This window comes from Pedobacter anseongensis (assembly GCF_037482965.1).
In the GTDB taxonomy this organism is placed as follows: domain Bacteria; phylum Bacteroidota; class Bacteroidia; order Sphingobacteriales; family Sphingobacteriaceae; genus Pedobacter; species Pedobacter anseongensis.
This window is the reverse complement of the sequence record NZ_JBBHKB010000001.1, coordinates 391,531-417,444: the sequence shown is the minus strand read 5'-3', so window position 1 is coordinate 417,444 and position 25,914 is coordinate 391,531. Positions and strand designations below refer to the sequence as shown.

The 25,914-nt window shown below is 40.0% G+C and carries 29 protein-coding genes and 1 riboswitch; of the genes, 24 read left to right on the top strand and 5 right to left on the bottom strand.

Translation table 11 applies throughout. The features are described from left to right. Positions 1 to 2: 2 nt before the first annotated feature. The 15 genes from WG904_RS02015 (at position 3) to WG904_RS01945 (ending at position 13,448) form a co-directional block, all read left to right on the top strand. A complete protein-coding gene (locus WG904_RS02015; RefSeq protein ID WP_339577605.1) occupies positions 3 to 1,220 on the top strand; it encodes an efflux RND transporter periplasmic adaptor subunit in 1,218 nt (405 codons plus the stop codon). Positions 1,221 to 1,254: 34 nt separating this feature from the next. Beyond that, entirely contained in the window at positions 1,255 to 1,821 is a 567-nt protein-coding gene (locus tag WG904_RS02010) for a DUF3347 domain-containing protein (RefSeq protein WP_339577604.1), read from the top strand. Positions 1,822 to 1,929: 108 nt separating this feature from the next. Next, complete coding sequence (locus WG904_RS02005; RefSeq protein ID WP_339577603.1) at positions 1,930 to 2,361, top strand: hypothetical protein; 432 nt, start codon at positions 1,930 to 1,932, stop codon at positions 2,359 to 2,361. 107 nt (positions 2,362 to 2,468) lie between these two features. Beyond that, entirely contained in the window at positions 2,469 to 2,957 is a 489-nt protein-coding gene (locus tag WG904_RS02000) for a DUF3347 domain-containing protein (RefSeq protein WP_339577602.1), read from the top strand. Between the two features lie 157 nt (positions 2,958 to 3,114). Beyond that, positions 3,115 to 3,687, top strand: a complete 573-nt coding sequence (locus tag WG904_RS01995) for a DUF3347 domain-containing protein (protein ID WP_339577601.1) — start codon at positions 3,115 to 3,117, stop codon at positions 3,685 to 3,687. A 5-nt stretch (positions 3,688 to 3,692) separates the two neighbouring features. Beyond that, on the top strand, positions 3,693 to 4,160 hold the full coding sequence (locus WG904_RS01990; RefSeq protein WP_339577600.1) for a heme-binding domain-containing protein: 468 nt from the start codon (positions 3,693 to 3,695) through the stop codon (positions 4,158 to 4,160). A gap of 21 nt (positions 4,161 to 4,181) precedes the next feature. Continuing rightward, positions 4,182 to 6,809, top strand: a complete 2,628-nt coding sequence (locus WG904_RS01985; RefSeq protein ID WP_431844404.1) for a multicopper oxidase domain-containing protein — start codon at positions 4,182 to 4,184, stop codon at positions 6,807 to 6,809. Positions 6,810 to 6,819: 10 nt separating this feature from the next. Then, the gene (locus tag WG904_RS01980) at positions 6,820 to 9,333 is read left to right on the top strand and encodes a heavy metal translocating P-type ATPase (protein ID WP_339577598.1); all 2,514 of its coding nucleotides are present in this window, start codon (positions 6,820 to 6,822) and stop codon (positions 9,331 to 9,333) included. A gap of 47 nt (positions 9,334 to 9,380) precedes the next feature. After that, entirely contained in the window at positions 9,381 to 9,875 is a 495-nt protein-coding gene (locus WG904_RS01975; protein WP_339577597.1) for a DUF305 domain-containing protein, read from the top strand. A gap of 285 nt (positions 9,876 to 10,160) precedes the next feature. Continuing rightward, positions 10,161 to 10,490: an ArsR/SmtB family transcription factor gene (locus WG904_RS01970; RefSeq protein WP_090993218.1), complete on the top strand. Its 330-nt coding sequence runs from the start codon at positions 10,161 to 10,163 to the stop codon at positions 10,488 to 10,490. 53 nt (positions 10,491 to 10,543) lie between these two features. Continuing rightward, a complete protein-coding gene (locus WG904_RS01965) occupies positions 10,544 to 11,011 on the top strand; it encodes a DUF6428 family protein (protein WP_339577596.1) in 468 nt (155 codons plus the stop codon). Positions 11,012 to 11,039: 28 nt separating this feature from the next. Next, entirely contained in the window at positions 11,040 to 11,507 is a 468-nt protein-coding gene (locus WG904_RS01960; protein WP_339577595.1) for a GNAT family N-acetyltransferase, read from the top strand. Between the two features lie 11 nt (positions 11,508 to 11,518). Then, on the top strand, positions 11,519 to 11,938 hold the full coding sequence (locus tag WG904_RS01955; RefSeq protein ID WP_339577594.1) for an arsenate reductase ArsC: 420 nt from the start codon (positions 11,519 to 11,521) through the stop codon (positions 11,936 to 11,938). A gap of 1 nt (position 11,939) precedes the next feature. Continuing rightward, positions 11,940 to 12,998: an ACR3 family arsenite efflux transporter gene (arsB, locus tag WG904_RS01950; protein ID WP_339577593.1), complete on the top strand. Its 1,059-nt coding sequence runs from the start codon at positions 11,940 to 11,942 to the stop codon at positions 12,996 to 12,998. A gap of 33 nt (positions 12,999 to 13,031) precedes the next feature. After that, positions 13,032 to 13,448 carry a VOC family protein gene (locus WG904_RS01945; protein ID WP_339577592.1) on the top strand — a complete coding sequence of 139 codons (417 nt, stop codon included), beginning with the start codon at positions 13,032 to 13,034 and terminating at the stop codon, positions 13,446 to 13,448. On the opposite strand, the gene WG904_RS01940 is transcribed toward WG904_RS01945, so the two are convergent. From WG904_RS01940 to WG904_RS01930, 3 genes are read right to left on the bottom strand one after another with little or no spacing between them, the layout of a single operon-like run. Then, entirely contained in the window at positions 13,445 to 13,660 is a 216-nt protein-coding gene (locus WG904_RS01940; RefSeq protein WP_339577591.1) for a GDCCVxC domain-containing (seleno)protein, read from the bottom strand. The genes WG904_RS01945 and WG904_RS01940 overlap by 4 nt on opposite strands. A gap of 1 nt (position 13,661) precedes the next feature. Then, the gene (gene merTP / locus WG904_RS01935; protein WP_339577590.1) at positions 13,662 to 14,270 is read right to left on the bottom strand and encodes a mercuric transport protein MerTP; all 609 of its coding nucleotides are present in this window, start codon (positions 14,268 to 14,270) and stop codon (positions 13,662 to 13,664) included. Further along, positions 14,267 to 14,635 carry an ArsR/SmtB family transcription factor gene (locus WG904_RS01930; RefSeq protein ID WP_339578607.1) on the bottom strand — a complete coding sequence of 123 codons (369 nt, stop codon included), beginning with the start codon at positions 14,633 to 14,635 and terminating at the stop codon, positions 14,267 to 14,269. Before WG904_RS01930 ends, merTP begins: the two co-directional genes overlap by 4 nt. A gap of 317 nt (positions 14,636 to 14,952) precedes the next feature. Between WG904_RS01930 and WG904_RS01925 the strand changes: the two genes are divergently transcribed. The 5 genes from WG904_RS01925 to WG904_RS01905 all read left to right on the top strand — a co-directional run bounded on the left by WG904_RS01925 (position 14,953) and on the right by WG904_RS01905 (position 20,248). Continuing rightward, positions 14,953 to 16,317: a Fic family protein gene (locus WG904_RS01925; RefSeq protein ID WP_339577589.1), complete on the top strand. Its 1,365-nt coding sequence runs from the start codon at positions 14,953 to 14,955 to the stop codon at positions 16,315 to 16,317. A gap of 868 nt (positions 16,318 to 17,185) precedes the next feature. Then, the gene (locus WG904_RS01920; RefSeq protein ID WP_339577588.1) at positions 17,186 to 17,491 is read left to right on the top strand and encodes a GIY-YIG nuclease family protein; all 306 of its coding nucleotides are present in this window, start codon (positions 17,186 to 17,188) and stop codon (positions 17,489 to 17,491) included. A gap of 387 nt (positions 17,492 to 17,878) precedes the next feature. After that, a complete protein-coding gene (locus WG904_RS01915; protein ID WP_339577587.1) occupies positions 17,879 to 18,589 on the top strand; it encodes a phage integrase SAM-like domain-containing protein in 711 nt (236 codons plus the stop codon). 157 nt (positions 18,590 to 18,746) lie between these two features. Further along, complete coding sequence (locus WG904_RS01910; RefSeq protein WP_339577586.1) at positions 18,747 to 19,385, top strand: type IV toxin-antitoxin system AbiEi family antitoxin domain-containing protein; 639 nt, start codon at positions 18,747 to 18,749, stop codon at positions 19,383 to 19,385. Further along, on the top strand, positions 19,382 to 20,248 hold the full coding sequence (locus tag WG904_RS01905) for a nucleotidyl transferase AbiEii/AbiGii toxin family protein (protein WP_339577585.1): 867 nt from the start codon (positions 19,382 to 19,384) through the stop codon (positions 20,246 to 20,248). Before WG904_RS01910 ends, WG904_RS01905 begins: the two co-directional genes overlap by 4 nt. Positions 20,249 to 21,035: 787 nt before the next feature. On the opposite strand, the gene WG904_RS01900 is transcribed toward WG904_RS01905, so the two are convergent. Next, on the bottom strand, positions 21,036 to 21,374 hold the full coding sequence (locus WG904_RS01900) for a four-helix bundle copper-binding protein (RefSeq protein WP_008245450.1): 339 nt from the start codon (positions 21,372 to 21,374) through the stop codon (positions 21,036 to 21,038). Between the two features lie 227 nt (positions 21,375 to 21,601). Continuing rightward, a riboswitch (Fluoride riboswitch) is annotated at positions 21,602 to 21,670 on the top strand. A gap of 42 nt (positions 21,671 to 21,712) precedes the next feature. Here WG904_RS01900 and WG904_RS01895 point away from each other — a divergent pair. From WG904_RS01895 to WG904_RS01880, 4 genes are read left to right on the top strand one after another with little or no spacing between them, the layout of a single operon-like run. Further along, positions 21,713 to 22,267, top strand: coding sequence for a phosphatase PAP2 family protein (locus WG904_RS01895; protein WP_124910972.1), 555 nt, complete (start codon positions 21,713 to 21,715; stop codon positions 22,265 to 22,267). A gap of 4 nt (positions 22,268 to 22,271) precedes the next feature. Beyond that, positions 22,272 to 22,685 (top strand): EamA family transporter, encoded by a 414-nt coding sequence (locus WG904_RS01890; RefSeq protein WP_008245453.1) that lies wholly within the window; start codon positions 22,272 to 22,274, stop codon positions 22,683 to 22,685. A gap of 58 nt (positions 22,686 to 22,743) precedes the next feature. Beyond that, on the top strand, positions 22,744 to 24,024 hold the full coding sequence (eno, locus tag WG904_RS01885; protein WP_008245454.1) for a phosphopyruvate hydratase: 1,281 nt from the start codon (positions 22,744 to 22,746) through the stop codon (positions 24,022 to 24,024). Between the two features lie 18 nt (positions 24,025 to 24,042). Continuing rightward, positions 24,043 to 25,335: a voltage-gated chloride channel family protein gene (locus tag WG904_RS01880; protein WP_008245455.1), complete on the top strand. Its 1,293-nt coding sequence runs from the start codon at positions 24,043 to 24,045 to the stop codon at positions 25,333 to 25,335. 160 nt (positions 25,336 to 25,495) lie between these two features. Here the strand turns inward: WG904_RS01880 and WG904_RS01875 are convergent, their stop codons facing one another. After that, positions 25,496 to 25,885: a YidH family protein gene (locus WG904_RS01875; RefSeq protein WP_008245456.1), complete on the bottom strand. Its 390-nt coding sequence runs from the start codon at positions 25,883 to 25,885 to the stop codon at positions 25,496 to 25,498. Between the last annotated feature and the right edge of the window lie 29 nt (positions 25,886 to 25,914).

Sequence of the window (25,914 nt, the reverse complement as noted above, 5' to 3'; positions counted from 1 at the left end):
TTATGGAACGTAAATTATTTATAAAGAAAATTGCCTTAATTGCGGTGCTTCCATCGGTATTTGTTGCAGCTTGTAGCAATGAGAAAAAACCTGTAGAGGGGGCTGCAAAAGAAAAGGTGCAGACTTTTACTTGTCCTATGCACCCACAGGTAATTAAAAATGAGATGGGTGCCTGTCCCATTTGTGGGATGGATTTAGTGCCTTTTGAAAAAAACAGTAATGATAAAGCACTGAAAGTAGATGAGAAACGCCAGGCATTAGCCAATATAACTACCCTAATCATAGGTGAAAATAGCTTTTCTGGTGGTAAACAGCTAAATGGAAGGTTAACTGTTGATCCTGAACAAAGTAGCTATATCTCTAGTAGGATTGCAGGTAGAATAGAGCGATTATATGTAAGAGAAACTGGAGTTAAGGTAAGTAAAGGGCAGCCTTTGTATCAATTGTATTCTGAGCAATTGGCTACGCTACAACAAGAGTATTTAATGGCTGTAGCACAACAGAAACAATTTCAGGGCGATAAAATAGAGAGTCAGCTAGTTGCTGCGGCTAAACAGAAACTGCTACTATATGGTCAATCTGAAAGTCAGGTTCAGCAATTGTTAAAAACACAGAAAAAAGATCCATTTATTGTATTTTATGCACCGCAAAGTGGTGTTGTGGCAGAGCTATCTGTAACGCAGGGGCAGTATGTACCAGAAGGAGGCTCGATATTAAGACTAGAAGGTTATGGTCAGTTATGGGTCGAAGCGGATGTTTATCCAAATGAGGCTAAAAGTATAAAACAAGGTCAAAAGGTTAAAGTGGTGGTAGCCGGTTGGGAAGATCAGCCACTAGAAATGACCATTAGTTTTATTACACCCGCTTTACAATCAGGTACACAGCTTACACAAATTAGAGGAAGTATTCCCAATCCAGCAAATCAATGGCAGCCAGGTTTACAAGCCAATGTCTTTTTACCTTCTGCACCCCAAACTAATGTATTGAGTTTGCCAGTAGATGCAGTAATAAGAGATGGAAAAGGAATGCACGTTTGGGTTAAAAGTGGAAAAGACAATTTTGAAGCCAAGCTTGTAAACGTTGGGCAGGAAAACGACAATCAGGTTGAGATTGTTAAAGGCCTGAAAAAAGGTGATCAGGTAGTGGTAACCGGGGCATATCTGTTGTATAGTGAGTATATCCTTAAAAAAGGAAAAAATCCTGTTGAAGGAATAAAATAAGTAAATCATAAATATTAATTATAAAAACAAAAAAATGAAAACAATAACCAATTTTGTAATGAGTTTAGTTGCGGTAACGCTATTTGCAGCTTGTGGAAACAGTGATAAGTCAGCAGCTGAAGATACACATGCAGGTCATAACCATGCCGCAGGCGAAGGCCATGATGCTGCTCCCACAGAAAAAACAGCTGTAGGGGTTAGTTTAAAAGACGATAAATTAAATGCCGTTTACCAACACTATGTACATCTAACCAATGCACTTGTTAGTGGCGATATGACCGAGGCAAAAGTAGCTGTTAATACTATTGAACTAGGCTCAAAAGAGCTAAGCAATGGCGGTACATTAGCTACATTAGCAGCTAAAATAGGTGCAGCTAAAGATATTGATGCCCAAAGAACTTTGTATGCTGATTTGAGTAATGATTTTATTGAAAGAGTAAAAGGCTCCGGCTTAAGCGCTGGCGAGATCTATGTTGAATATTGCCCAATGGCGTTAAATGATAAAGGAGCAGCATGGTTAAGTAACCAAAAAGAAATTAGAAACCCTTATTTTGGAGAAAGTATGATGACTTGTGGTGAAGTAAAAGAAACATTGAAATAAGAATAGATTATATAATTACTGCTGCTCTAATGAGTAGCAGTAATTATATAACAAATATATAGAACTATATAAGTTTATTTTTGCATCTTTATATAGATTTGCATAATCATGAAAGGTAAAGCTGTCTTTTTGTTGGTGATATTTTTGCTCAATACCGTAGTAGGTTTTGGCTGTGCTTTAGCCATGGAGAGCAATCATGATGATGAAAACCATTCCCATGCAGAATCTGCGGCTCACGTAGATAAAGATCATTCTCATGAACATGGAGATGAACACAAATCTCCTCCTCTATCGGGTCTTAATTTTTCGAAAGAAGATCCTTGCTGTAAGAAGGTAGTAAATGAGCTGACTATACAAAGCAAAATAATACCAGGAACTGCTAAATCAATAGTCGTTTTACCAGTAGTATGGCTTACTAATTACGCTTATACTTTACTAGTTCCAGTAAGTATCGAGCCAGATCAAAGTGGTTACGTAGACCATAGGTATCGACCCCCAAACGAAGATATTCGAATAAGCATTCAAAGTTTTCAGATATAAGATTTAATGGGTTTGCTAACCAGCTAATTTACTACTGTTAGCAGACAAATACATTTCACATAGCTATTGCTATGTCCAAAAATTAGTATAAACATTAAATTATTATCATGAAAAATACATTTTTAGTAGTTGTCTTAGTTGCAACTGTATGGATCAAACCTGTTTTTGCCCAAAACAGCCAAACACAATCTTTATTAACGGCTTACTACGACATCAAAAATGCGTTGGTAAATTCCGACGCAACCTTAGCAGCATCAAAAGCAAGCGAATTTTCTAAAGTACTCGGCAGTATGGATATGAAATCAATGCCAAAGGAAGAAATGACATCTTTTATGGGGCTTCAGGATAAACTTGAATTTGATGCTAAACATATCTCAGAGACAAAGGAAATCGTACATCAAAGAGAGCATTTCGCCAACTTCTCTGCCAACCTTTTCAAATTGGCTAAAGCTGTAAAGTTGACCAAAGAGCCAGTCTATTATGACTATTGCCCAATGAAAAAAAGCTATTGGCTTTCTGATAATGTAGCGATTAAAAATCCCTATTTCGGTAAAAAAATGTTAACCTGCGGAGCGGTAAAAGAAACTTTAAAGTAATTCTGTTTGTTAATTGTACGGTTTCGCCTTATTTTGGTGTAAGTAGCTGTACAATTAACTTCTGATTTTATCAAATAATTCTGCCTAGGATAATATAAATACAATTGCTCCCTTAGGTGGGTAATCAACCATTTAAAAATATTTTAATTAAAATACGATGAAAACATTAATTTATAGCTCAGCTATTTCTCTACTATTTATAACAGCCTGTTCCAACGGCGGTAATAAAACTCAAACAGCAGCTACCTCAGACTCTACAGGAACTAATACTGTTGTAACAGGGTCTTCAGAAAAAGGTGCTTCCACTGCTGCATTGTTAAGTTCATATATCAAATTAAAGAATGCCCTTACAGCTGACAATGATAAAGATGCAGCAGCCGCCGGAAATGAAATGGTCGCTGGTTTCGCTTCTTTTGATAAAAAATCTTTAACACCTGAGCAGGATAAGGCTTATACCGACATATATGATGATGGCAAAGAACATGCCGAACATATTGGAGCCAATGTTGGAAATATAGCCCATCAACGTGAACATTTTGATATGTTGAGCAAGGATATGTACGACCTTGTTAAATTGCTTGGAACCAATCAATCTTTATATGTTGACCACTGCCCAATGTACAATAAAAATAAGGGAGCAATCTGGTTGAGCGAAGTGAAGGAAATTAAAAATCCTTATCTTGGAAAAGCGATGCCAACTTGCGGTACGGTTCAAGAGGAATTAAAATAGTAGCCATGAAAGGCATAAAAAAAATACTTCTTGGATTATTGGTAATCCTTGTAATTATCCAGTTTGTACAACCTGCCCGCAACAAAAGTGGGCAGGCTATGCCAAATGATATTTCTAAAATAGTTGCCATACCAGCTGATGTACAAGGCATTTTACAAAAAGCCTGTTACGATTGCCATAGCAACAACACCCAGTACCCATGGTATGCTAATGTGCAGCCTTTGAACTGGTTCTTGGACAATCATGTACAATCTGGTAAAGCAGAACTGAATTTTAACGAATTTGGCACTTATACCTCCAGAAGACAACAGAGCAAATTACGCTCTATTGAGAATAGATTAAAAGATGGTACTATGCCTTTATCCTCCTATACATTGATTCACAGAAATGCCATTTTGAGCGAAGCGGAAAAATCGCTAATTACAAATTGGGTTCAAAAATCAAAGGATAGCTTAAACAAAAAGAATTTTTAAACAACATTAATCACCAATGAAATGAAAAATATATTAACAGCGTTTTTACTGATCTTTTATGTTGTAGCTTCTGCTCAGGATATGAAGGGAATGAAAATGCCAAAAAAGGAAAGTGAAAAGCCGACCGAGGTTATCTATACCTGTCCCATGCACCCGGAAATACAATCTAGCAAACCTGGTAATTGCCCGAAATGTGGTATGAAGCTCGTTGTTCAAAAAGCAAAAGCGGTTAAACCGAAAGCTTCCGCTCCCAATAAAAAACCGCAGCCTACAAAGAATTCAGATATGGGAGATATGAAAATGCCTATGAAGGAGATGCCTAAAAAGAATGATGGAATGGAAGGCATGGGCGGGATGGATATGGGAGATAACAGTACCACAATGAAAAACATCAAAAAAGCAAAGGCAAATTTGGGACCGATTAAAACCATTACAAATAACCAAGCCCCTCGCACCGTTCGCTATGATCTTTACATTGCCGATACAGTAGTAACATTCGGAAAGAAAACAAAAAGAGCAATTGCAGTAAACGGTCAAATTCCTATGCCCACCTTAACTTTTACCGAAGGTGATACAGCATTGATATATGTACATAATAATCTCGATGAGGAAACGGCCCTGCACTGGCATGGGCTGTTTTTACCAAACAAGATGGATGGGGTTCCTTTCCTGACGCAAATGCCCATTAAACCCCACTCTACTTATATATATAAATTTCCAATCGTCCAGCATGGTACACATTGGTACCATAGCCATAGTGGGCTTCAGGAGCAAATCGGTATGTACGGTGCATTCATTATGAACAAAAAGAAAGAATGGGACATTCCAACCATTCCGGTAGTACTGAGTGAATGGACGGACATGAAACCTGAAGAGGTACATCGAAGCCTGAAAAATGCCAACGATTGGTTTGCCATTAAAAAAGGAACGACCCAAAGTTATGCCGAGGCAATCAGAACAGGGCATTTCAAAACCAAGATCAACAACGAGTGGAAGCGCATGAATGCTATGGATGTGAGCGATGTATATTATGATGCCTTTCTGATCAATGGCAAGAACCAGAATGTTCAGTCGCAGTTTAAAGCTGGCGATAAGGTAAGGCTACGCATTGCCAATGGCGGGGCATCTGATTATTTTTGGTTGACTTATTCCGGAGGGAAAATAACTGTTGTAGCTACCGATGGAAATGATGTAGAGCCCGTAGAGGTGGACAGGTTAATCATTGCCGTGTCCGAAACGTATGATGTGGTAGTAACTATCCCAGAAAATAAGAGCTACGAATTTTTGGTAACACCCGAAGATCGTACAAAATCAGCCTCTTTATGGCTTGGTAAGGGAGAAAAAGTCCCTGCCCAGAAACTGCCAAAACTGAAATATTTTGCCGGGATGAAGATGATGAATGATATGATGGATATGAGTGGTAACATGATCGAAATGGAAGGTATGAAAATGCAGAACCAGGCCATGGATATGAACACAGTGATGTACCCGGAAGTAACAGGTGAAGAAAATCCAAAAAAAGAAAACAAAAAAGCAGGAATGCCAGGTATGCAGATGCCAAATGATAAAAGCATGGCAGGAATGAATATGGCTGCTGATAAGCCGGATATCGTTACGTTAAACTATGGAATGCTCCGTGATCCTAAGAAAACAACCTTACCGAAAGGGCCATGGAAGGAGTTGAAGTTTGACCTTACCGGGAACATGAACCGCTATGTATGGACTTTGGATAATAAAACCGTTTCTGAAAGCGATAAAATACTCATCAAAAAAGGAGAAAATGTAAGGATCATCCTGTTCAACAACAGCATGATGCGCCATCCTATGCACCTGCATGGACATGATTTTAGGGTAGTTAACGAGCAGGGCGAAAATGCACCAATGAAAAATATCATTGACATCATGCCAATGGAGAGGGATACTATTGAATTTGCTGCTACAGAACCAGGAGGTGATTGGTTTTTCCATTGCCATATCCTCTACCACATGATGAGCGGTATGGGACGTGTCTTCAGCTATGAAAACTCTCCACTTAATCCTGAAATTCCTGATCCTAAATTGGCACAGCGCAAATTGTTTAGTGATGATAGGGAATTTCATCCAATGGCAAGAGTTGGAATAGAAACCAATGGTAGTGACGGTGAAATTATGCTGGCCAATACTCGCTATCGTTTCACAACAGAATGGAGAATTGGTTTTGATAAAGAAATGGGCTATGAAAGCGAAAGTCACTTTGGAAGGTATATCGGACGAAACCAATGGCTATTACCTTACGTGGGCTGGGACTTTAGAAAAAGGACTATTGATCCATTGGACAAAAATATTTTTGGACAATCTTTAGCCCCTGGAAACAACGTTTTTGGACAGAGCAATACCAAAAACTTTAGGCAGGTATTTCATTTAGGGGTACAGTATACCCTGCCGATGCTGATTATCGCTGATGCTTCTGTCGATCACAAAGGAAATGTCAGGTTTCAGTTGATGCGGGAAGATGTTCCTATTTCTAAAAGACTACGTTTTCAATTTATGGTAAATACAGACAAGGAGTATATGGCAGGATTTAGATACATCGTCACTAAGTACTTTGGCCTATCTACCCACTATGATAGTGACATGGGCTATGGTGCCGGACTTACATTAAATTATTAACTTATTAATCATGACGCATACCTATAAAATAACCGGAATGAGCTGCCAGGGCTGCCGAACCAAGGTTGAAAAAGCATTGAGTGGAATTGATGGCATTTCCGCTAAGGTTACGCTGGAACCTGCCGAAGCAGTAATTACTATGGATAAACATATCCAGACTGAAAAGTTGCAGGAAGCATTATCAGCGGTGGGAAATTACAGTATTGAAAAGAAAGCCCATGAGAAGGATCCAAAAGAGAAAGTTCATCACCATCATGGCACAACTCCTATTAAAGTGAATAAGGAAGAAACTGGAGGGCTGTACTATTGTCCGATGCATTGTGAAGGAGATAAAACGTATGATAAACCAGGTCATTGCCCAGTTTGTGGAATGGATTTGCTAAAACAGCCTACCTTAAAGCAAGCAACACAATTTACCTGTCCCATGCATCCCGAAATCATTAGCGATCAGCCCGGTTCCTGTCCAATTTGTGGGATGGACTTGGTGCCGTTGGGGGTTAATTTGGAAGAGGAAGATAAAACCTATGAAACCCTGTTGCACAAGTTTAAGATTGCTACCATTTTTACTGTGCCTATCTTTTTGATTGCCATGTCAGAAATGATACCCGATAATCCGATCTTTAAGTTAATGGAGCTAAAATATTGGAACTGGGTTCAGTTTGCATTTTCTATCCCGGTGGTTTTTTATGCAACATGGATGTTCTTTCAACGTGCCTGGCAATCTATAATTACATGGAAACTGAATATGTTTACCCTAATTGGTATTGGTGCGGGGGTGGCTTGGCTTTTTAGTCTTGTCGCCCTGCTTTTTCCCGATATTTTTCCAGACCAGTTTAAAACCCACCATGGTACGGTCTATGTTTATTTTGAAGCGGCAACCGTGATCTTGACTTTAGTCTTGCTTGGTCAGCTTTTAGAAGCTAGGGCGCATGGTAAAACCAATAGTGCCATTAAAGAACTATTGAAATTAGCGCCTAATACGGCTACAAAGGTTGTGGGAAATAAAGAATCGACAGTTTCTATTGATGACATTCAAAAGGGAGATTTGTTAAGAGTGAAGCCGGGCGAAAAAATACCCGTAGATGGAAGCATTAAAACAGGGGAAGCAATTATTGATGAATCTATGATCTCGGGTGAACCTGTCCCGGTGGAGAAAAAGACGGGAGACAAGGTAAGCTCAGGTACGATCAACGGAAATAAAACTTTCGTAATGCTTGCAGAAAAAGTGGGCTCAGAAACGCTACTTTCCCAGATCATTGAAATGGTAAATTCTGCCAGTCGTTCCAAAGCACCTATTCAAAAAATGGCCGATAAGATTTCAGGATATTTTGTGCCTGTAGTGGTATTGATTGCCATTGTTACCTTTATTGTATGGGCAATCTATGGGCCTGAGCCATCTTATGTTTATGCATTTGTAAATGCCATTGCAGTATTAATCATTGCCTGCCCATGTGCGCTTGGTTTGGCTACACCTATGTCGGTAATGGTAGGTGTAGGAAAAGGCGCACAGTCTGGTATACTCATCAAGAATGCGGAATCATTAGAAAAAATGAATGCAATTGATGTAGTTATTATTGACAAAACTGGAACGGTTACAGAAGGGAAACCTTCGGTTGAAAAAGTAATTAGTGTAAATTCAGAATACACTGAAAAAGATGTTCTAGAAAGGATAGTTGCACTAAATAGTAGTAGCGAACATCCTTTGGCTCAGGCAACGTTAAATTATGGGGAAGAAAAGAAGATAAGCGTCCACCCTATTTCAAATTTTGAAGCGGTAACCGGCAAAGGAGTTATAGGTGAGCTTGGCAAAGAGGAACTTGCTTTGGGAAATCAAAAATTAATGGAACACGTCAAAGCCAAAATTGACACCAAATTAGAAGAACAAGTTAAGGCTGCCCAAAAGCAAGGGAAAACGGTTTCTTATTTAGCTGTCGGAAATAAGGCCGTTGGCTTTGTAGTTATTTCTGATAAAATAAAAGCTTCCAGTGCAGCAGCTATTCATAAACTTCAACAGGAAGGTTTAAAGGTAATTATGTTTACTGGCGACAATGAGGACACAGCAAGAGCAGTTAGCGGAACCTTGAATTTAGATGGCTTCAAAGCCGGGATGCTCCCAGAGGATAAGTTGAATGAGATCAAAAAACTTCAGTCCGAAGGTAAAAAGGTAGCTATGGCAGGCGATGGTATTAATGATGCCCCTGCATTATCGCAGGCAGATATTGGTATCGCCATGGGGACAGGAACCGATGTCGCTATTGAAAGTGCAGCAATTACTTTAGTAAAAGGTGATTTGAACGGAATTGCAAAAGCAAGGTTGTTGAGCCATAAAGTAATGGGCAATATAAAGGGTAATCTGTTTTTCGCTCTTGGGTATAATGTATTGGGGATACCGGTTGCAGCAGGTCTTTTATATCCAGTTTTTGGAATTCTATTATCTCCAATGATCGCGGCACTAGCTATGAGTTTCAGCTCAGTATCTGTAATTCTGAATTCTTTACGACTGAGAAGTGCAAAAATCGATTAAACAATGTGGGTAACAGCAAACTGAAAAGAAATTTAACTTGATTGATCATGAAAAAGATGGAACATAAAGATATGCAAATGGAAACATCGCATAAAAATTCCTACAAAAAACTATTGGCTATGGTAGTGCTTTCTTTTATTGCGATGTACATTTTGATGTATTCAATGGTTAACAGTATAAGTAACGTTTATCCAAACATTAACCAATTCTATATGGCAGCCTTGATGACTATGCCTATGGTTATCATTGAACTAACGTTAATGGGCAAAATGTATGGTAATAAGAAACTTAATATTAGCTTAATTTCATTATGTTCAATTGGTCTAATCGCATTCTTCTTATTAATTCAATATCAAACGGCCGTTTCAGACAAACAGTTTTTAAAGGGCATGATACCTCACCATGCAGCTGCAATCCTAATGAGCGAGCAATCGAATTCCCAAGACCCTGAGATAAAAAAATTACAGGAAGAAATTATTTCAAGCCAAAAACAAGAGATAAAAATAATGAAGGCAAAGTTGAAAGAACTAGAAAAAAAGTAACGGACTATTTTGTTTATATCAGTTAAATATTTTGACAGGCGAATACTATTTCATTTTTTTTACGTTTATTTACATCGAGAGCGTTAATTTAGATAAGCGGGAATAGCCTTTGGCGGTTCCCGCTTTCTTTTTGGCATGCACCGTTGTTTTATAGCGAAGCTCATGTATCGTCAAAAAATGACTTCATACCCTTCAATACTAGAAGCGAGGCATTCAGCCTTTCAATTATTTCTCATTTGATTTGCTTTTTAAATCTATACATCGTAATATTGCGATATAAAAATTATGGGACTTACAAAGACAGAAATATTCACCCAGGAGCAGAACGAACTTTCGACACTTTTGAAGGCGATTGCACATCCTGCACGCATTGCGATATTGCAGCAGATCATTTCAGCCAATGCCTGTATCTGTGGCGACCTTGTGGAAGAACTTGGACTTGCGCAGGCAACGATCTCACAGCATTTAAAAGAGCTGAAAAATGCGGGTATCATACAGGGAACGATCGACGGGGTGAAGGTGTGCTATTGCATAGAACCGAAAACATGGGCCCTTTTACAAAAGCTGTTTGGAGACTTTATGGGCTCCTATTCAGATCCCAAGGATTGTTGCTAACCCTTTTTTTGAGTAAATCCATCGCAAAATTACGATACATAAATAGAGAATATATGAAACTATCAGAAATCAAAACGATCTTGGCAACAGCTGAAGCAGTTAATTTCCAAGTAGAAAACGGAGAAACCGTACCAGAACATTTCCACGTAACAGAAGTAGGTGTCATCACAAGGGACTTCATCGACTGTGGAGGGAAGGTGCGCCATGAGAAAGTGGCAAACTTCCAGTTATGGGATGCCGATGACTACGAGCATCGCTTGAAAGCTGGAAAATTGCTGAACATCATTTCCCTATCAGAAAAGGTATTGGGCATGGAAGACCTGGAAATCGAAGTGGAATACCAATCTGGAACCATTGGAAAATATGACCTTGGCTTTGATGGAACAAACTTTTTGCTGCTTGCCAAACAGACTGCCTGTCTTGCAAGGGAGGCTTGCGGGGTTGAAGACGCTCCAAAAAATGGATTGGTTAATCTGGCAGGTGCGGCGAACAGTTGTACCCCTGGGGGCGGTTGCTGTTAATCATTTTGTTATGGAAATCAGGAACCTATTGCCCTCGGACTGGGAGGCTGTAAAATCAATTTATGAGAAAGGCATTGCCACGGGCAACGCCACTTTTCAAACCAGCGCACCTGCTTGGGAAGAATGGGACAGTTCGCATCTTGGCACTTGCAGGATTGTTGCCGAAGAAAATGGAAGTTTGGTCGGATGGGCAGCATTGACTCCTGTTTCTTCACGTTGCGTATATGCCGGGGTAGCTGAAGTCAGCGTATATGTTTACCCCGAACAATCTGGAAAGGGAACTGGGCTTGCACTTTTAGAAGAACTTGTTGCCTTGAGTGAGATAGAAGGAATATGGACATTACAGGCAGGTATATTTCCAGAGAACATCGGTAGCCTTCGTATCCATGAAAAGGCGGGCTTCAGGACACTTGGAACTAGAGAGAAAATTGGAAAGCAGAACGGTGTCTGGCGGGATACGGTACTGCTGGAAAGAAGAAGTAAAACAATCATTTGATACTAAAATTTATGAAGAAGATATTAGTACTGTGCACGGGAAACAGTTGCAGGAGCCAGATTGCAGAAGGCTATTTAAGACATTTTGCAGGAGATAAGGCAGAAATATACAGTGCGGGAATAGAAACCCATGGCGTAAACCCAAAGGCCATTGAGATCATGAAAAGGGATGGAACAGACATTTCCGGACATACCTCAAACAACATTGATGAATACACGGGTATCGATTTCGACTACGTGATCACCGTTTGCGATAACGCAAAAGAGAGCTGCCCTTATTTCCCGACCAATGCAGTAAAGTTCCATTATAACTTTCCAGATCCCGCAAAAGCAACTGGCACCGAAGAAGAAGTGATGGAACAGTTCCGTGAGGTGAGGGAGATGATCCGCAAATACGCACAGAACTTTGTTAACGAAAACCTAAAGCGCTAAGATGTCTGCAAACAATTGTGCACCTGTTGTAGAACGGGAAAAACTGGGTTTTCTTGATCGCTACCTTACCCTTTGGATATTCATGGCGATGGCCATTGGAGTAGGAATAGGCTATTTTATTCCTTCTTCATCGAGCTTGATCAATTCATTCTCCAGTGGAACAACGAACATACCAATGGCCATTGGACTGATTCTGATGATGTATCCACCCCTTGCAAAGGTAAGATATGAAAAGATGGGCGAAGTGTTCAAGGACACAAAAGTGCTGACCGTTTCATTGGTGCTCAACTGGGTCATCGGCCCACTTCTGATGTTCGTTTTGGCCATAACTTTTTTAAGGGATGATCCCGAATACATGGTTGGTCTTATCTTAATTGGACTTGCCCGTTGTATTGCCATGGTCGTCGTGTGGAATGAACTGGCGGAAGGGAACCGCGAGTATGCGGCAGGGCTGATTGCATTGAACAGCATCTTTCAGGTATTGCTCTACAGTGTTTTTGCCTATGTTTTCATTACCGTATTGCCTCCTTACTTTGGATTGAAATGTCTGGAAGTGAATATTACGATTGGTGAGATAGCCAAAAGTGTCGCCATATATCTGGGACTGCCTTTTGCATTGGGCATTATCTCAAGGTTCGTTTTGATCAAAATGAAAGGTGAAGAATGGTTCCAGGATAAGTTCGTACCGATGATATCGCCCATTACCTTGATTGCCTTGCTTTTTACCATCGTGATCATGTTCAGTCTAAAGGGTAACCTGATCGTTCAGATTCCAATGGATGTGGTTCGAATTGCCATACCCCTGGTGATCTACTTTTCGATCATGTTCGTAGCCAGCTTTTTTGCGGGCAAATACTTTGGTGCGGATTATTCAAGGAGCACTTCGATTGCCTTTACGGCGACTGGGAATAACTTTGAGCTGGCGATTGCCGTTGCTATCGGTGTATTCGGGATCAATTCTGGACAGGCGTTTGCAGGGGTAATCGGGCCTTTGGTAGAGGTGCCCGCACTCATTGCACTTGTCAACCTGGCTTTCTGGTTCAGGAAAAAGTTCTACTAAATTCACTAACTTTAAGTTATAGGATAAAAAACAATGGTTAATTTCAAGAACAGTATTCCAGCGCTCCCTGCTGTCAGCGTTAAAAAGGCTGTGGACTTCTACCAGTCAAAAATGGGCTTTGTTGCCCGCCACCAGGAAGAAAGCTTTGCCATATTGGTGCGTGGAAGTGTCGAGATCCATCTTTGGCAGGCATGCGACAAGAGCTGGAAATATAGGAGCTTGGCTCTTTTCCTTAGACCGATCTGGTCGGGGGCAGAAACCTTCATTGCAGGCACTGCAAGCTGTAGGGTCGAAGTAGAGGGCATTGATGAGCTTTACACAGAATATAAGGCACAGAGAGTGCTTCATAGTGAGCATTCTATTGTAGAAGAACAACATTGGGGACACCGCGATCTAGCAACCTTAGACCTTTATGGAAACCTTATTACCTTTTACGAAGTAGTAAGCTAGCCACAGCAGGAATTCCCTGCCTGTATCGGTGGACATTTGGCCGTTCCATAACTACAGAACACACAACAGTCTCCTTCGAGTGGTTTTAGCACTGTTTTGCAGCTTTCACATTCGTAAAAATACTGACAGGATTCGGTAGGCATTTCTTCATTCTTTGCAAAGCCACATTTTGGGCAGGTAATAGTTGAATCGAGTATTATTGTAGTCGCCATTCTAGTCTTTGTTTATAATAGTGTTTCTATAACCGATTTTTCTTATTTTTTTGCTAATGCTGTCAGTGGTTATACTGTCTGGGTCGTAACTGACCAGCGCCATTCTTTTTTCAAATGAGGTCGTGGAGCTGGCAATACCGCTAATGCCTTTCAATCCCCCATCAATGTGGCTGGTACAGCCTTCGCAGCTCATTCCCTCTATGGAGAACTTTGCATTGGCAAGTTTTTTACTTACTGTTCCGGTTGTGGTCGCTGTCTTTGGGCTGGCATAAAGCAAATTTGAATAATAGGGAAAAGTGATCAACAGGGCAGAGATTACCGTTACAATCATGAGAAACTTTTTTGACCCCATAAAACTTTTTTTCTGCACCCCACATCCACAATTGTCTTTTTGTGTGTCTTTTCGTTTCAGCAGGTTGAACCAGGCCAGTGCGAACACCAGAATGGTCAGCCCGATAATATACGGGCGATAAGGCTCGATCCAACTGAAGTAGGTTGATGCGCTCCCTGCCCCTCCGATGACGGCAAATAAGGGGGCAATACAGCAAAGTGATGCCGTAAAGGCCGCAAACAGGCCTGCTATCCAGCTTTTTGTTGTTCCTATACTCATGGATGTACCGTTGTTAAATGTTTTTGCAGTTGATTGAAGAATGGGCGAAGCAGGCCGAGTTGGGAAGCCTCAATGGAATAGAATACGGTCTGGCCTGATTTTACCGAATGAATCATGCCGCCATCCTTCAGCTTACGAAGGTGCTGTGATATGGCAGGGATTGTCATACCCAATATGTCGCTCAGGTCACATGGGCAAAGTTTGCCTTCTCTGTTTAATAGGAAAAGTATCTTTAGTCTAACCTCGTTCCCGGTGAGAGCCAATAGTCCTGATAGGTATGAGAATGGACCACTACTTTCATTCAAGGCTTCTTTGCAATTATTAATCTGACCTTGATCCGCGAAAATTCTTTTACAACTGTTCATCATTAAAATAATGAACAAATATAAGCATTTAAGCAATTACTTAAATACAAATTATGCAATTCAGGGATAAGATATCTTCTAGATGCCAATCAATAGATTGTCTGTTGTGATCATTGCACAATTCTCATCTGGGGAAAGAAATATTGAACGGATTAATGATGGGTCAAAAGATGCAGAAATCAATCTGTCACCAACAATGGTGAAGATTTGTCGCAATACAATATATTGCGACAAATCCGCTTTGTTTTTGTCGCAATATATTGTATCGCGACAAAAAAATATTTATATTTGTCGCAATACTTCGAAATTGTCGCGATATGAACGAAGAACGGGAACAACAGATAGTACAGATTATATCAAAATTTCCGGATGGAGTCGGAATTGACGATATCCATGCAGGTCTGGAGACCGGAGTTACTACAAGAACCTTGCAACGTTGGCTAAAGAAATTGGCGGACGTGGGGTTGATAGAAATCAGTGGGGCTGCCAGGGCTACAATGTATAGTTTTGTACAGAAAGATATTCGAACCGCCGCTGAAAAGCCAGAGAAACATTCGGAATCACTCATTCCCTTATCAGAAGGAGGTAAAAAGGCGTTGGCAATGGTTACTGCCCCTATCCAAAAAAGGGTTCCGGTAGGCTATCAACAGGATTTTCTAAAATCCTACCGCCCTAACATAGACAGCTATCTTACTGTAAAGGAAAGAAAACACCTCGCCGAAATTGGTGATACCCAAATAGAACAACCGGCCGGGACATATGCCCAGCAGATACTTAACCGCTTGTTGATAGATCTGTCATGGAATTCCAGCCGTTTGGAAGGAAATACCTATAGTTTGTTGGATACACAGCGCTTGATTGAATTTGGAGAGGCGGACAGCGAAAAATCTGGTAAGGAAGCACAGATGATATTGAACCATAAAGATGCAATAGAGTTCATTGTCCAAATAACTGATGAAATCGGATATAACCGCTATACCTTGCTCAATATACATGCGATGCTGGCCAATAACTTGCTTCCAGATCCAGAGGCAGCAGGCAGGTTAAGGTCGATGGCAGTTGGCATTACCGGCTCTACATTTACCCCCTTGGCGATCCCACAGCTAGTCGAGGAATACTTTGATCTCATTCTGGAAAAAGTGGAGCAAATCGAAGACCCGTTTGAGCAGTCTTTTTTCTTGATGGTCCACCTGCCATACCTACAGCCCTTCGATGATGTTAACAAGCGCGTTTCCAGATTAGCAGCAAACATACCGCTTATAAAAAAGAATCTATCGCCACTATCCTTCATCGATGTACCGGAAGACATATACTTTCAGGGCATGATGTCCATATACGAACAAAATGACATCAGTCTTTTGAAGGATGTGTTCATCTGGTCCTATGAGCGTTCAGCTGCCCAATATAAAGTGATCAGGCAATCTTTAGGTGAACCCGATGCTTTCAAACTAAAGTACCGAATACCGATCAGACAGCTTATTACTTCCATCATACTGAAAGCGGAGAGTAATAAAAATATGTTGGATCATATAAATGCCGCCGCAGAAGCTATTCCCGAACAAGATAGGGGGCAATTTATTAGCTCAGTGGAAAATGAGATCACCTCACTGCACGAGGGTAATTTTGCAAGGTATCGGGTAAGCCCCTCAGAATTTGCGCGTTTTAAGAACAGTGGTAAATAAGGTATTCTACACTAAAATATATAACTTACTTGTAATCAATATTTTATGTTAAAATAAAAATGACTACTCAGTCAGGACTCAGCCAAGCCAGCTTTAAAGGAGGGTGGATAATTGTACATATTTTATTTGTAATAAATGTTTTATTCTCCACAACGAAAATAGCTATTTAAAAGGTTATGGGAGGTTTTTTGAAGTGGTTTTATTATTTTTATCTACGCTTATTATTCGTAAATTAGATAACGCGAAAATTTATAAAAAATCTGCTAAAATACCTGTTAATGCAGATTTTTGATGATTTTTAATATTGAAAACTCTGCCAAAACTCTGCCAAATCACCCAATGAGCGATAAAAAACCCCTTTTAGAGCATCAAAAACAGCATTTAGAGCTCGCGGTTGATGAAATATCCACTCCGATATCTCCATCTAAATTGTCTGGTAAAGGATTTTTGATGGTTCATAAGTTTTTCTGTTAAGTTTTCATTAGTTAGATATGTGTACAAGCAATAAAGTATAGCCCGTAATGCTTTAGTGACTCCATTTTAACACCATAGGTCAATTTGAACATTTGGTATTCTTTCCTTTGAATATATATTCAAGTTATTTTCTTGCTCCCAATTTTGTGTAGTATTTATGTTGGTTTTTGAAAAAAATTAAATGCTAGAACGATGTATTAGAAAAAAAAATTAAATTTGAGTTTATAAAAAAAACCGTTACAAATACATTACAGCATTTCTTTGAAAGGTCGTAACTAATTGATAAACAAATTATTATAAATGGATAGCGTTTGTCTGTTAATCAGAGGGTCGCTGGTTCGAGCCCAGCAGAGGGAGCCAAAACCCCCACAATTGTGGGGGTTTTTTGCGTTACATGGCTTTTTATATTTACATATTATATTCTGATAGTTCCGACATTTACTATGTTGGCTACACGAACGATTTCGAGCGTCGGCTGACCGAACACAATAACTCGGAATTTGCGACCTTCACTTCAAAGCATAGACCTTGGGAATTAAAAGCTGTTTTTTCCTGTGGATCGAACGAGAGTGATGCCGTGCGTATTGAGAGGTTCATCAAAAAGCAAAAGAACAGGAAATTGATTGAAAGAATGATTGGCGGCGAACCGCTGACGGGTTTTTTAGCTCAGCTGGTTAGAGTCCCGCACATGCGGGATTAATCAGAGGGTCGCTGGTTCGAGCCCAGCAGAGGGAGCTCAGATTTTCAAGTCCGAAAATCGCAAAAAAAACCCCTTTCTAGCAATAGAATGGGGTTTTTGTTTGCATATAGGAATTCTCCTACCCAATCGAACAGTTTCTCAATTGTTGTTATTCGTCAAGTTTTACACCAAAAAATGTTAAACTTCTCGAAAAATCGTTACAAATATCTTACAAGAAAATTCACATGATGTAGGGCTTCCGGTATCCGTAAACGCAATTTTTAAATTAAAAAATGGCAACAGTAGATGCAAAAGTTTTCGTACACCATTACAAAAATGATGGAACTTACAATGTAAAGATTAGAGTGTTCCATAAAGACAAATTCAGATTCATAGATACAGAATATTGTGTCTGAAAAACAAGTAAAAAAACATCCAAAAAACAAAACAGAACTCATTATTAAGGGTCCTTTTATAAACAAGTTGATAAATGCACAACTTGACGATTACAGGATAGCGATAAGCAGTTTGGGCAATCGATTGAAGTTATTCAACTCTGATGAACTCAAAAATTATTTAACCAAACATGATGAAGATATTGACTTCATTAAATTCTGTAATGAATATGTTAAAGAGCTTAAAGACGGAAAAAAAGATAAGAGTGCAGCCAATTTCAATACAGTCAAGAATAGCATAGTTGATTTTTTCAAAAGGGAAAAAGTGCTTGTTGACGAGATTAATTTAGACATGCTTTACGACTGGGAAAGGTTTCTCCGAACTGAGCGGATTATTAAAAGATTAAATCAATTTAATGATCTAGTCACTACTGTGCAAAAAGCATTGACAGATTCCAGCGTCCACAATTATATGCGTGATTTGCGTGGGCTTTTTAATCATGCACGCAAAAGATACAATAGAAAAAGTTTGGGAATAATAAGGATTGAACATTATCCCTTTGAAGAGTTCAAGATTGTTGATGCACCACAAACAAAAAAGAGAAACACCCAAGTGAAAACGATTAAGGATATTAGGGATTGTACTCCTAAATGTAATAGTAGAGCAGAGCTTGCTAGAGATCTTTTTATGCTTTCATTTTACATGTGCTGTATAATGCTATAATTGCTTCTTTTTATGAATTCATCACAATTATTGAATTAACATAAGATAAACGAATATAAGTCGTTTATCTTATGTTAATTTTGCGTATTCGATTATTTTATGTAGTTTTGGAATAGGATAAACGAAAATTAACCGTTTATCTTATTTATATTTTACAATGGATATTCGAACAGCATTAAAAGACATATCTAGTCAACCGCTAACCCACCAACTCCTAGCTAGCCTTTTGAAAGACTACAGAAGACCAAATGATAAGATATTATCTTTAAAAGCAGATGGCCTGATCGAACCTATAAAAAAAGGACTTTATATAGCTGGTCGATCCCTTGGAACCGAACGACCTGAAAGCGCACTGCTCGCCAACCATATTCTCGGACCAAGCTACCTTTCAATGGAAAGTGCGCTCGCGCATTACGGACTAATTCCAGAGAAGGTCTTTGCGGTAACGTCAATGACCACAAAATCATCGAGAAAATATCAGACCAGCATAGGACTATATACCTATACCAACCTGCAACTGCCTTTTTATGCATTCGGTCTTGCTACCGTGAACCTGTCTAAAGACCAGCAAGCCATAATTGCAATCCCCGAAAAGGCACTATGCGATAAAATAGCTACAACAGCAGGCATAACCTTAAGGAGCCAGTCTGCTGCAAGGGACTATGTTTTTGGAAACCTGAGAATGGAGGAAGAAGATCTAGCTAAGTTTGATCTAAATGCGATGTTAAGCTGGCTTGAAAATGCACCCAAAAGGGAAAGCCTTGAAATGTTAATCAAAATGATAGAAAAAATATGATAAAGGAATGGCTCGAAGGTTATCATCCCGCAAACAGGGAGGAAGCCAAAGATGCATTGAGGGAAATCATGCAGGAGATTACTCTGGCAGGACTTAACCGTGCAGGTTTTTTTGAAAAGGCGGCATTCTATGGCGGAACTGCGCTCAGGATATTCTACGGGCTAGACCGCTTTTCAGAGGACCTGGATTTTTCGCTACTTGCCGTTGACCCGGATTTTTCGCTGGAAAAATACCAGGATGCTATCATAAATGAGTTCGCTGCACTTGGGATGCAGGTATCTATTTCGGAAAAACAGAAGACGGTGAAGAGCAATATCAACTCTGCCTTTCTAAAATCGGAAACTATTTGGAGGGAACTTGTGCTCGAAGGTGTCATCCCACAAAATGGTATCAAGGAAGTGGCCAGTATCAAGATCAAGATAGAAGTGGATAAAGAACCGCCATTGGGTTTCTCTACCGAAGAAAAGTTGTTGCTCAAGCCTTTTTCGTTTTACGTGAAATGCCTGTCGCTTCCCGACCTTTTTGCCGGCAAGATGCATGCATTGCTTTTTCGCAAGTGGGGCACGAATGTAAAGGGGCGTGACTGGTATGATATGGAATGGTATATCAAAAAAGGATATCCTCTCAATCTCGATCATTTCTTGCTAAGGGCGATAGATAGCGGTGACTGGAAAAAAGAGACCATAAGCGAAGAGGAGTTCAGGAAATTGTTGAGCGAAAAGATTGAATATGTTAAAATGGACTTTGTCAAAGCCGACATATCTAGATTTATAAAGGACCCAAGGGTACTTGAAATTTGGTCCCCAAGTTATTTCCATGATCTGAGTGCAAAACTAAAGATCAATACTTCGATAGAGATATAGGTTATGGAATGTTTTATTATTCTTCAATAAAAAGCCATATTTTTAATTAACAAAATTAAAACCGTTACAAATAAACTAATGGATTTCTTTGAAGGCTTGTAACTAATTGATAAACATATTATAGGAATGGGTAGCTTTCGTCTGTTAATCGGATAGATTTGAGATTTGCTTATACACTTAATTCCTTAACCTACATGCAGTTCCCTAATTCGTTCGATTAATTAGTCAATTAATGAATTCGGTTGTTATCGTCTCTTGCATTGCCTTTTAATCATTTCCCACTCTTTCATTACTTTTTCTGGAGTAATAAGGCTTATCTCCGACGGACTGTGATTAACATAGCGCACACTCTTATCGCATAAGATCTGGCGTAGTGTTCTAAATAATAATGGTCAAGTTGCTAATATCAATTTCTTTGCTCACCATATTGTGTATCCATTATGCCGTGAAGGTCATCGGAATGCCTGGACAATCCATCATTCTATTTTTTTGAGAATACAGTTAAACCTTCGTTTTTTTGTAACCTAAAATTATCAAAAACTCATCATCAAAAACTAAAATTCTGATTTGAATAATGGAATGGGTTTATGATAATCAGCTCTAAGGTAAATAACTTTTAGAAAGTCATTTATGAGATAAAACCCAAATATTTCCTGCCCTAATAGATTATCAATTAATGAGGGAATAATGAAAATAAAATGAATGGAATAAATTTGCCTATTTATAAAAATGAAAGGGCAACTAGAATGCTGCCCTTAATCAATTAATGCTCACGGTGATTGGCATCTTAAGCAGCTACTCCTGTCATTCTTCTGCATTCTTCCGCACAAGCCTTACAAGCATCTGCACATTCCTGACAATGCTGGGTATGATGATTACTACACTCATCTCCGCATTGCTGGCAAATATCTGCGCAAATACGGCAAATGTCTTGAGCAAAAGAGCTACCCATACTCATCAATTGAGCGGCAGAGTAGCAGATGGCTGCACATTGCATATCAAGCTCAATACACCGCGCCATCATTTTCACGTCTTCTTCCTGAGTGCATGAACTTGCACAATGATTGCAAATTGAAGCACACTTTAAGCATGCATCAATACAGTTTTTCCATTCATGGTATCCCATAACTTTAATTTTTTAGGGTTATAAAAAAAATTCCTATATAGATAACATGTTTATTTCCAGGCGGTTTCATTTTGTTTAAGAAAAGCTTTAATCCCGTGATATGATGCTTGTTTAAACGGTAGAAGAATAAGAAACTGGTTCTCGTATTCAAATAAGGAGGAATAGTGATAAATTAAATTCTCAACACCTACTTTAAGATTTTGCACATCATTTTATTAGTATTATATTTGCAATACGGAAATGGTGTCCTTCCGATTCAACCGCTTTTTTCAAAAGCTGATGGCGCCTACAATAGAAATTCCAGCAGGTAATAAAATCTGCCGGTCAAAGTATTGTAGGTGAAAAAATTAAAAATAAATTCTCAACTCTTATTGCTGGCAGCTATCTTAATTGCGCTTGTCTTACTTTGTCTGTCTGCCAAAGTGAGATCAGTGTTAGCAATGGTCCTGCCGGTTGAAACTGAATGGTTCTTGTGGATAAATCAGCACCATAATGCATTCTGGGATACGATCATGTACTGGGCCAGTGATAAGCGTTTTTGGCTTCCTTTTTATGCCTTCATTATTTATTGCCTCTTCCAGAATTTCTGCAAAAAAATTTGGCAGGTTCTTATTACCATTGCGCTACTAGTTGCTAGTGCAGATCAGATTGCTTCAGGACTGATTAAAAACACCGTTAAGCGTCTACGCCCTTCCCATGAACCGAATCTAACTACGATCATTCATTTAAGTAAAGCAGGTGCGGGTGGGATGTATGGATGGCCATCCGCTCTTTCATCACCTATCTTCAAAAGCATTCTTTCCGCTGGTTCGGCATTTACCGGATCATTGCCGGAGCAACGGTTCTTGTACTCATTTACTTTGGAATTATTCAATAACGGAAAATTAACATAAAACTATGTGGTGGATCTACGCGCTATTATCAGCTTTCTTTGCTTCCCTTACGGCCATCTTTGCAAAAGTCGGCGTAACCAATGTCAATTCTGATTTGGCTACTGCCATACGAACGGTGGTAATACTGATTGTAGCCTGGGGGATCGTAATGGCCAGAGGCGAACTTAAAGGAATTACGGAACTGTCAAAGCATAACCTGCTATTTCTTTTTTTATCTGGCCTTGCCACCGGCTTGTCCTGGATATTCTACTACAAGGCTTTGCAGATCGGGAAAGTGTCCCAGGTCGCCCCTGTTGATAAGTTGAGTGTTGCCCTAACTATTATACTTGCAATGGTGTTCCTGAAAGAAGCTCTTACCCTGAAAGTATTCTTTGGTGCCCTACTGATCATTGGGGGAACACTGGTTTTGATCTTTTGAGAAACTCAATTATTTGTAAGCAACCGAAATACTAAAAATCAATATAAAACAAAAAACTATGAAATTAACTAAAATTCATGCCCGTGAAATTTTGGATTCCAGGGGCAATCCGACAGTAGAAGTAGAAGTCACTCTTAACGGAACAACAGCAAGGGGTATTTCTCCATCCGGGGCAAGTACGGGTGAAAAAGAAGCCGTAGAGCTTAGAGATGGTGATCCAGAGCGCTATAATGGTAAAGGCGTGGAAAAAGCAGTAAAAGGGATTAACGTCGAAGTCGGCAAATCAGTCACCGGCTTATCCTTTGAGGGTCAGCAGGCCTTCGATGATCATATAATTGGTCTGGATGGAACCGAGAATAAATCAAGGCTCGGCGCAAATGCGATGCTTGCGGCCTCAATCGCCTTCGCCCGGGCTTCGGCCGTTGCAAAAGGGATTCCCTTGTATAGGCAGCTAGTGGAAAGGGAAGGTTACGTAATGCCCGTACCGTGCATGAATGTCATTAATGGGGGAAGGCATTCTGATAACAACATCGATTTTCAGGAATTTATGATTGCCCCTCATAACGCCCCCTCGTTTAAGGAAAGTATCCGTATGGGCGAAGCTGTTTTTCATTCCTTGAGAAGTCTGCTAAAAGCGAAAGGCTATTATACCGGAGTTGGTGACGAAGGTGGGTTTGCGCCAAATCTGAGTTCTAATGAGGAAGCCGTCCAAATCATCATGGAAGCGATACATATTGCCGGTTTTGCTCCAGGCAAGGATATTTCCCTTTGTCTTGACCCAGCGACCAGCGAAATGTGGAATAATGGAAAATATGAATTTTATAAAAGTTCTAAAGAACGGATCACAACAGATGAAATGATTGGCTTTTGGGAAGGATGGTTAAAAGAGTACCCAATTATCCTGTTGGAAGACGGGTTGGGCGAAAACGATTGGGAGGGATGGAAAAAGCTGACCAGCCTTTTGGGAGACAAAGTGGAATTGGTTGGAGATGATATATTCTGCACCAACCCGAGTATTATCCAGCAGGGAATCGACCAGGGCATTGCAAACAGCGTACTGATTAAATTGAACCAGATCGGTACAGTTTCCGAAACGCTAAAGGCCGTAGAACTAGCCCAAAAAAACGGTTACAATTGCTTTATTTCTCACCGCAGTGGTGAAACTGAAGACACGACAATTGCGGATCTGGTTGTCGCTACCGGTGCGGGGCACATCAAAACAGGAAGTGGCTGCCGCTCTGAAAGGGTATCTAAATTTAACCAGTTGCTTCGGATAGAAGAAGAACTTGGTGATAGGGCATCATTTGCAGGAATCAATACTTTTTATAAAAAATTATAAATCAGCCGCTAACCTACAATGAAACATAATAAATTTTTATTTGAACACCTTTCGGTTTTTAAATATGCGGTTCGATGGACGCTGCTTATACTTCCTGTTGCCATTGCAATAGGAAGTATGGTTGCCTTGTTCCTTTGGCTGCTAGGCTGGGCCATTCACTTTCGCTTTCAGCATACCTGTCTCATTTTTCTGCTACCTTTAGCAGGTATTGTGATCCACCTGATTTATCAGTCAGTTGGTAGGTCCTCAGAAAAAGGAAATAACCTGATCATGGATGAAATCCATAGGCCGGGTGGTGGAGTGCCCAGGCAGATGGCGCCAGTAATCTTAATAACTACAGTGATTACCCATTTGTTTGGCGGATCGGCTGGAAGAGAGGGAACCGCGGTACAAATCGGAGGAAGCATCGCAGGAATGTTTAGCCGCTGGTTTAAGCTAAATGAGGTAGACACCAAGATGCTCCTTACCGCGGGAATTGCAGCCGGGTTTGGGGCGGTGTTCGGAACACCGCTCACCGGTGCCATATTTGCAATGGAAGTTCTGGCCATTGGAAGAATAGAGTACAAGGCTTTACTTCCCGCATTAATTGCCAGCGTGCTTGGTGATCTTACTGTCTCTGCCTGGGGCATCCATCATACCGCTTATCACATCGATCTCATAGAGAAAAGTGCCTACTTTCTATCTGAATACCTGCCGGTAAACCTACTCCTGCTTAGTAAGGTTATTCTAGCATCCACATTGTTTGGTCTGGCCAGCTACCTGTTTGCTGTAATGGTGCATGAGATCAAGGCCTTTTTTTCTAAAGTATGTAAGATCCAGTGGCTTATTCCTGTTATCGGTGGTCTGATTATTATAGGCTTGACTTACGCCATCGGGAAACCGGATTACTTAAGTTTGGGCGTGGATAGCGAATACCAAGGAGCCGTTACAATTCCCTCTGCTTTTCAGCCTGGTGGAGCAGATACTTGGAGCTGGTTATGGAAGACCATTTACACAACTTTAACATTAGGAACTGGATTTAAAGGTGGTGAGGTAACGCCTTTGTTTTATATTGGCGCAACATTAGGCAATGCACTTTCGACCTTATTAAATGCTCCAGTTAGTTTGTTTGCTGCCCTTGGATTTATTGCTGTTTTTGCTGGTGCAACGAATACACCCCTTGCCTGTACGATTATGGGTATAGAACTTTTTGGTAGTGAATACACCATGTTTTTTGCGGTAGCCTGTTTTACAGCCTATTTTTTCAGTGGCCATTCAGGTATATATTCTTCACAGCGTATTGCGGTACCCAAAATATTTACGGGAACATAAAATATTGACTTATCCTGTTCCTGTGGATTATCATAAAGAGGTGAAATTTTTATAAGATCCTTGACCAATGCAATCAGCAATTTATATCAAAAAACAACGCTATATCGACCGCTTTCCTTCCTCTCTTTTCTAAAGCATCAAGTACAGATGATTTAACTGCCTATGTTGTTTTAATAAGGTAGAGCAGTAAAAGTATACTAGCTATGAAAACTAAAGCGGTTAAAACTTTAACAAAAAGTGTTGAATGGTAATACACCCCCTGATTCAATTGTTCTTTCGTTGAATTATATCTTAAGTAAGAACAAATGATAGTAATTGCTCCCAGGGCAACTAGAAAAATCCCGATAATGCGGGAATCTCCGGTTTGGTGCAGGGGCACTTTACTCCCCAGTGCGGCACTGATCTGCTTGATAAATAGCGAGAATTTCATCACCACGAAGCCAAATCCCATGATACCAATACTGGTTCTGATCCAGGCCAAAAATGTTCTTTCATTAGCCAAATGGTCTCCTGCATGCTGTTTGGTGTTTTCCTGATCTTGAATTTTCATCTTGTTCTGTATCGGTATATTACAGCAAT

What these genes read in the sequence shown, in the direction of transcription:
- WG904_RS01880 (WP_008245455.1), top strand. Translation starts at nt 24,043, where the DNA reads ATGAAACATAATAAATTTTTATTTGAACACCTTTCGGTTTTTAAATAT.
- WG904_RS02015 (WP_339577605.1), top strand. Translation starts at nt 3, where the DNA reads ATGGAACGTAAATTATTTATAAAGAAAATTGCCTTAATTGCGGTGCTT.
- WG904_RS01875 (WP_008245456.1), bottom strand. Translation starts at nt 25,885, where the DNA reads ATGAAAATTCAAGATCAGGAAAACACCAAACAGCATGCAGGAGACCAT.
- WG904_RS02010 (WP_339577604.1), top strand. Translation starts at nt 1,255, where the DNA reads ATGAAAACAATAACCAATTTTGTAATGAGTTTAGTTGCGGTAACGCTA.
- eno (WP_008245454.1), top strand. Translation starts at nt 22,744, where the DNA reads ATGAAATTAACTAAAATTCATGCCCGTGAAATTTTGGATTCCAGGGGC.
- WG904_RS01995 (WP_339577601.1), top strand. Translation starts at nt 3,115, where the DNA reads ATGAAAACATTAATTTATAGCTCAGCTATTTCTCTACTATTTATAACA.
- WG904_RS01905 (WP_339577585.1), top strand. Translation starts at nt 19,382, where the DNA reads ATGATAAAGGAATGGCTCGAAGGTTATCATCCCGCAAACAGGGAGGAA.
- WG904_RS01925 (WP_339577589.1), top strand. Translation starts at nt 14,953, where the DNA reads ATGAACGAAGAACGGGAACAACAGATAGTACAGATTATATCAAAATTT.
- WG904_RS01945 (WP_339577592.1), top strand. Translation starts at nt 13,032, where the DNA reads ATGGTTAATTTCAAGAACAGTATTCCAGCGCTCCCTGCTGTCAGCGTT.
- WG904_RS01980 (WP_339577598.1), top strand. Translation starts at nt 6,820, where the DNA reads ATGACGCATACCTATAAAATAACCGGAATGAGCTGCCAGGGCTGCCGA.
- WG904_RS01970 (WP_090993218.1), top strand. Translation starts at nt 10,161, where the DNA reads ATGGGACTTACAAAGACAGAAATATTCACCCAGGAGCAGAACGAACTT.
- WG904_RS02005 (WP_339577603.1), top strand. Translation starts at nt 1,930, where the DNA reads ATGAAAGGTAAAGCTGTCTTTTTGTTGGTGATATTTTTGCTCAATACC.
- WG904_RS02000 (WP_339577602.1), top strand. Translation starts at nt 2,469, where the DNA reads ATGAAAAATACATTTTTAGTAGTTGTCTTAGTTGCAACTGTATGGATC.
- merTP (WP_339577590.1), bottom strand. Translation starts at nt 14,270, where the DNA reads ATGAGTATAGGAACAACAAAAAGCTGGATAGCAGGCCTGTTTGCGGCC.
- WG904_RS01965 (WP_339577596.1), top strand. Translation starts at nt 10,544, where the DNA reads ATGAAACTATCAGAAATCAAAACGATCTTGGCAACAGCTGAAGCAGTT.
- WG904_RS01985 (WP_431844404.1), top strand. Translation starts at nt 4,182, where the DNA reads ATGAAAAATATATTAACAGCGTTTTTACTGATCTTTTATGTTGTAGCT.
- WG904_RS01975 (WP_339577597.1), top strand. Translation starts at nt 9,381, where the DNA reads ATGAAAAAGATGGAACATAAAGATATGCAAATGGAAACATCGCATAAA.
- WG904_RS01955 (WP_339577594.1), top strand. Translation starts at nt 11,519, where the DNA reads ATGAAGAAGATATTAGTACTGTGCACGGGAAACAGTTGCAGGAGCCAG.
- WG904_RS01900 (WP_008245450.1), bottom strand. Translation starts at nt 21,374, where the DNA reads ATGGGATACCATGAATGGAAAAACTGTATTGATGCATGCTTAAAGTGT.
- WG904_RS01930 (WP_339578607.1), bottom strand. Translation starts at nt 14,635, where the DNA reads ATGAACAGTTGTAAAAGAATTTTCGCGGATCAAGGTCAGATTAATAAT.
- arsB (WP_339577593.1), top strand. Translation starts at nt 11,940, where the DNA reads ATGTCTGCAAACAATTGTGCACCTGTTGTAGAACGGGAAAAACTGGGT.
- WG904_RS01990 (WP_339577600.1), top strand. Translation starts at nt 3,693, where the DNA reads ATGAAAGGCATAAAAAAAATACTTCTTGGATTATTGGTAATCCTTGTA.
- WG904_RS01920 (WP_339577588.1), top strand. Translation starts at nt 17,186, where the DNA reads ATGGCTTTTTATATTTACATATTATATTCTGATAGTTCCGACATTTAC.
- WG904_RS01940 (WP_339577591.1), bottom strand. Translation starts at nt 13,660, where the DNA reads ATGGCGACTACAATAATACTCGATTCAACTATTACCTGCCCAAAATGT.
- WG904_RS01910 (WP_339577586.1), top strand. Translation starts at nt 18,747, where the DNA reads ATGGATATTCGAACAGCATTAAAAGACATATCTAGTCAACCGCTAACC.
- WG904_RS01890 (WP_008245453.1), top strand. Translation starts at nt 22,272, where the DNA reads ATGTGGTGGATCTACGCGCTATTATCAGCTTTCTTTGCTTCCCTTACG.